Origin of the sequence: Neobacillus drentensis (assembly GCF_036966985.1) — a bacterium.
In the GTDB taxonomy this organism is placed as follows: domain Bacteria; phylum Bacillota; class Bacilli; order Bacillales; family Cytobacillaceae; genus Neobacillus; species Neobacillus drentensis_E.
In genome coordinates this window covers 1-5,500 of sequence record NZ_JBALSN010000547.1, presented here as the reverse complement: position 1 = coordinate 5,500, position 5,500 = coordinate 1, and the positions used below count along the sequence as shown (strand labels likewise).

At 37.9% G+C, this 5,500-nt stretch carries 7 protein-coding genes; all 7 read right to left on the bottom strand.

Annotated elements, in window-relative coordinates; genetic code table 11:
- A partial coding sequence (locus tag V7659_RS27700; RefSeq protein ID WP_335543286.1) for an ABC transporter ATP-binding protein occupies positions 1–1,041 on the bottom strand: 1,041 nt, incomplete at its 3' end.
- 104 nt (positions 1,042–1,145) lie between these two features.
- A complete protein-coding gene (locus tag V7659_RS27695; protein WP_335453129.1) occupies positions 1,146–2,060 on the bottom strand; it encodes a PucR family transcriptional regulator in 915 nt (304 codons plus the stop codon).
- 124 nt (positions 2,061–2,184) lie between these two features.
- Positions 2,185–2,376, bottom strand: a complete 192-nt coding sequence (locus V7659_RS27690) for a hypothetical protein (RefSeq protein ID WP_335453160.1) — start codon at positions 2,374–2,376, stop codon at positions 2,185–2,187.
- 81 nt (positions 2,377–2,457) lie between these two features.
- Complete coding sequence (locus V7659_RS27685; RefSeq protein WP_144554802.1) at positions 2,458–2,667, bottom strand: YheE family protein; 210 nt, start codon at positions 2,665–2,667, stop codon at positions 2,458–2,460.
- 74 nt (positions 2,668–2,741) lie between these two features.
- Positions 2,742–3,788, bottom strand: coding sequence for a YheC/YheD family endospore coat-associated protein (locus tag V7659_RS27680; protein WP_335453132.1), 1,047 nt, complete (start codon positions 3,786–3,788; stop codon positions 2,742–2,744).
- Positions 3,785–5,149, bottom strand: coding sequence for a YheC/YheD family endospore coat-associated protein (locus tag V7659_RS27675; RefSeq protein WP_335543285.1), 1,365 nt, complete (start codon positions 5,147–5,149; stop codon positions 3,785–3,787). The genes V7659_RS27680 and V7659_RS27675 overlap by 4 nt, the downstream gene beginning before the upstream one ends.
- Positions 5,127–5,500 (bottom strand): YheC/YheD family protein (locus V7659_RS27670; protein WP_335543284.1); only part of this gene is annotated, 374 nt, incomplete at its 5' end. The genes V7659_RS27675 and V7659_RS27670, both read right to left, overlap by 23 nt.

The window sequence follows — 5,500 nt, the reverse complement described above, 5'->3', positions numbered from 1 at the left end:
CGCAAGATCTAAAGTATCGCCAGGATGGATATCGCCACGAGAATCAACGCGAGCTACAAAATCTTGACCGCCAATGCTTGAATAAATCATTAATTCTGCACCAGTTAACTCGGCAACATCCACTTGAGCCTTAATTTTTGATCCAGCAGATGCATCAATGAAAACTGGTTCATCATGAATATCTTCTGGACGAGTACCTAGGATGATTGATTTTCCAACATATCCTTGTTCGCGTAAATATTTCATTTTTCCTTCTGGAACAGAAAGAGCAGTATTTCCAATTACGAATTTTCCATCCTCTAATTTTCCGTTAAAGAAGTTCATCGCAGGTGATCCGATAAAGCCGCCGACAAAGACGTTCTCAGGCTTTTCATAAACTTCTTTAGGCGAACCAACTTGCTGAATAATCCCATCTTTCATAACGACTAGACGTGTTGCCATTGTCATCGCTTCTGTTTGGTCATGTGTAACATAGATTGTAGTAGTATCTAAGCGGCGGTGAAGTTTAGCAATTTCCGCACGCATTTGAACACGAAGCTTTGCATCAAGGTTTGATAATGGTTCATCCATTAAGAATACTTTTGCATCACGTACAATCGCACGGCCTAATGCTACACGCTGGCGTTGCCCGCCTGAAAGAGCCTTAGGTTTACGAGTTAAGTAAGATTCTAAACCAAGTATTTTTGCTGCGTCTTTTACGCGGCGGTCAATTTCATCTTTTGGGAATTTACGAAGTTTTAAGCCGAACGCCATGTTATCATATACAGTCATATGTGGATATAGGGCATAGTTTTGGAAAACCATCGCAATATCGCGATCTTTTGGAGCTACATCGTTTACTCTTTTACCATCAATGTAGAAATCTCCTTTTGAAATATCTTCAAGACCAGCAATCATTCGAAGTGTCGTAGATTTTCCGCACCCTGATGGTCCTACAAACACGATAAATTCTTTATCTTCAATATGTAAATTGAAGTCTTGTACAGCTGTTACTTTATTATCATAAATTTTATAAATATGATCTAATTTTAACTCTGCCATGGTAATTCCTCCCTTTATCTTGTTAGTAATAGTTTACAAGCAGCAGAAGAAAATAGGTATGGACAGACTGCACAAATAATGAAAACGCTTTTTTGGGCACTTTGTTACCTTTTTTGACTAAGTTCAAAAAGGAGACAAGCTAAGAAGACTGTAAAGGCTCCATAAAAATCCTTTAGTTGGATTCCAGACTTATCGATAAACTTATCGATTCGATATTGGAGTGTATTTCGATGGATGTATAACTTTTTTGCTGTCAAACTGGCATTTAAATTATTCTCAAGAAAAACTTTAATGGTCGAATACATCTCAGGATCATCATTAAAAACTTCGAATATTCCTTGATGGATCTTTGGTTTTAAATCCATCGGCAAATGATATGCCACATATGCTGGAAGAACCCGTTCAAATGTAAAAATATTCATAAGGGAGACAAGATGGGTCAGACCAAAAGAAAAATATTCTTTCTCAAGCAGGAACTTTGAACGAAGTTGGTCGTTAAAGGAATTAAACTTTCCAATAAAAAAAGAGATTTTGACATAAAAGTCACTTTCTAAGGTTTCTGACATGGAAATCAATTCTTCTTCCGTAAGTAAGGCTATGGTGTCCTCTTCAATTATTATTCCTCGTCTTTTGTTCTCCCAGATGATGATGACTCCTTCAGTAAAGAATCCCTTTAATGCTGACTCAATCTCAAGTTGATTTGTATCATCACCGTTTATTTGAAATTGAATGAACCGAAGATTTGACTTAGCATGATAAGAGGGGGGAGGACCATCCTCTAATAAATAGGCATCCCATCCCTGTGTTACAGAGCTTCGGACAGTTGGTGGATGTTCAACTAATTGATAGATCGTTTGTAGGAGGGTGAATTCCTTTTCAGAAACTTTAGATTTAGGAATGCCAATCCATTCGTTTTCCATCTCGCTGAAAAATATGTAAAACTGTTCTGAAAGCGTAATTGGTTGATCGGGAAACAAAATGGAATTTTCATAAATAGACAATAATTTTCTTAGCATCATTAATTTCCCCGTTTATTAAAATTTTTTAGTGACTTATAACATTATATCAGTAGTTCTGAACCTAAAAAATAATAAAGGCTAGCCAAGGTTCAATTCGGCTAGCCTGATATTTTGGTAGTTCTCATCAATCGCATTCATAAGGCGGTTGTTCTTCTTGAAGGTCACGGGCTTCTTCGATATTAGTTGACTCCTGACGGGAATGCACTGAACCACCGGACATGCCCTCGTTAATCATTCGGTCAACATCCATAAACACCTTATCTCTGCCTTCATATGCAGAACCTGCATCCGTTCCCATGCCTTTTCCTTTGTCCATCATTATCATTCCTTTCCCAAACTATTTTTAGTTTTGCGGAAAAGGTAAGTTTTCATGCACGATGGTCATCCGAATTTTAGATTATTCATATACATGGTAAAGCATTAGTTCATGAATTTGGCTTGATAATGCCTCAATCTCATCCTGTTCAGGCACATTTGTTGTCCATTCAATTTTCCCTGTTTGGTGGTAAATTCCCGTCACCCGTTGCTTTTTATGATAAAAGGAAAAATTCCAGCCAGGTATATTTTTATTTTCAAATAATGGTTTAAATTGAAAGTGCATGATCATTGTGAAATCCTCCTTTTAATATTCTTACTTATAGCTTAACTGGTTTGGGAGAATATTTAAATATGAATTTTCTGTCAGTTTTCATAATCGGAAAGTTGGAGGAAAATGCGGCAAAGTTGCTCAATTTTCCTTTCTTCAATTTCCACTTCATCAAATCTCATTGGTTTGGAATTCACCTCGTAAATATAGTACTGGCCAGTCATACTTACCCCGGCATCAATAGAAAACTCTCCGAAATAGCCAAATCGATCAGACAGTGCCATCCCGATTTCAGGAACAATCGCTTCAATAAAACGATCATGCTCCTTGGTTTGTAAAATTTCATAGGGCAGGAGTCTGCCGCCAGAAGGAAGATGGGTTGTAATATCTTGTGTCTGAGATTGCCGAATTCCAACTCCTGTTACAGTGTAACCACCGTCTCCTCCGTGGGCAAGGATACGAAAATCAAAGCGATTCCCCATATACTTCGCTGATATTATTTCCGCTTGTGCTAAGTAGTTTTTTGCCAACAATTCCACACCGTGTTTTTCCCAAAAATGATCAAAGGATTTAAAAAGTTCATGCTGGTGTATCCCTTCTAATTGAAGGCTGGCAGCACCATTTAACTTTAAGCGAAGAATTCCTTCTCCTTTGGAAGATTGGGCAGGTTTTAAATAAATGCCCTTATGCTTCTTTTGAAAAATGAATAGGTCCTTCTTCCCGTGGATACGGATGGTTTCTGGCAGGAACGTTTTCAGAAACGGTTGTTTTTTAAACACCTCATAGAGCTCAAATTTATCAATAAAACATGGATTGAAATAAGGGATATTCTTCTCCTTTAAAATGGTAAAGAATTGTTGGCATTGTTCGCTTTGTTCTGACTTTCGGAAGGGGATCCGGTTGTATACAATGTCTGGGTAACGAAATTTTTCCTTTTTCCAGTGATTTTGTTCAGGTAAAAAAGTATAGCCCATAATATGGTCTTTACCTGCATCCTCTGGTATAAAAACAAAGCTTATTCCATCAAGTGAAATAAGCTTTTTTTGTAATGCTATAAAAAGCGGGCCATTTCCAGCAATAGAACCATCTGCTTTTCTTGCTGACAGTATTCCAACCAGAGGCCCTGGATGATTGGTTTTCATTTGCTTAACTCCTCTGGGTGTAATAAGGATTGTTCGGTAAGAAAGACGGCAAATGCGATTGATAATTTTCGGGTTAGCAAATCAAATTCTTTTAATTCAGGATGAGTAAAGATGGTTCTTCCAGGTTTGGAATTTGCTTCGAAGAGCCAAACTTCTCCATTTCGGTCGATACCTAAATCAAATCCAATCTCACCAATTATTCCTTCTACATGCTGATCTATTGCGCTGCTTAAAAGCAATGCGGCATCGGAAAGTCTCTGTGAATAAAGTGAACATTCCTCAATGGGGAATATTTCCTCGATTGTCTTAATATCTCCACCGCTTCTTGAATGGGTAGTCACGCTGCCAGGCCCTGCAATCTTCGCTGCAATCGCAGATACATGCCAATTTCCCATATCATCCTTGTTGGTGTGGACTCTAAAATCCATAGAGCGGGATTCGGTTCGGAGTAGATTAATCCCTTGCTGTACCAGCATTTTTTCAAGGGATTGGTTGGCAAATACATTTCCCATCAAGCTTTCTAAACTAGAAAATTTCCTCAGACGGTTTACATTACTTGTATCTTGGTATCGGCAGTAATAATCATCGCTGTGTTTGTCGTAAATAATTTGGTGAACACCTATGCCGAGGCTGCCATTTTTAGGTTTGATAAAAACATGGCCATAGGTGGACAGCATCGTTTCAATTGAGGAAAAGGATATAAATGGTAATGTAGCTGGAAGGAATTTAGACACGGTTTCATCTTGAATAAGCCTTTCATGGATTTCAAGTTTGTTAAAAAATCCAGGATTGTACCAAGGGATAAGATATTCTTTTTGCAATCGCTCTCTCACTTTTATTAATCTCGGGTTACTTTCACTTCTTCGATTTGGAAGTCGATCATAAATAACATTCGGAAAGGGAATTTCAACCGTTTCCCAACTGTTATTATGATAAAAATACCCTTCAATGGTTCCTAGATCCCAATCAATATGTTGTTCTCCAAACACAAATGGTAAGGCACCAACCATTTTATTAACAGAAAGGAGTTTCGAGAAAAATTGTGTTCGGTCGCCAATCGGTTCCAATGGCAAGGAGGTAAATCCTGCTGTAAAAATACCTACAAGTGGACCGATTATTAGACTTTGGTTAGCGCAGAAAACATGAAGTGGAATGTTGAAACTAGGATATTGAAGTGCTTGTTGAATTTCCCGGCTGATTGAAATCCGATCATCTTGATCAGGATGTGGGATAAAATCGACTTCTATCGATCTTGAACCAAAGGCAATTCGTTTTAACTCTTTTTCTTTTAGTATTGCAGGAGGACAGAATACTACTAATTGATCATTTTGAGCAACTTCAATGAGATAATGTTTTCTCATAATAGCTCTTCCTTTCATTTTGAGCCATTTGACTTAGGTGCTTCCCATAAAGCAAAGGGGCAAGGGTTAAAGTCTCCTTTATGTCTGGCTGAGTATGAAGGAGGACTTTTCGACCAGGCTTTGAATTGATATCTAGAATCCATATGGAGCCGTTTTTCGCTATTCCAATATCGATGCCAATTTCGAATAATGGTAAAAATGCATTTTCAAGAATAGGGGGAAGATTAGAGAGAATATAGGCTAATTCCTGATTAATGTAATCCTTTTTAGCGGGCAGGAAAGACGAGGACCAATCATCATAATTAGTAATGAAACCACCTGCACTTAAATTGGAAAGGATTCCCCCCGTAC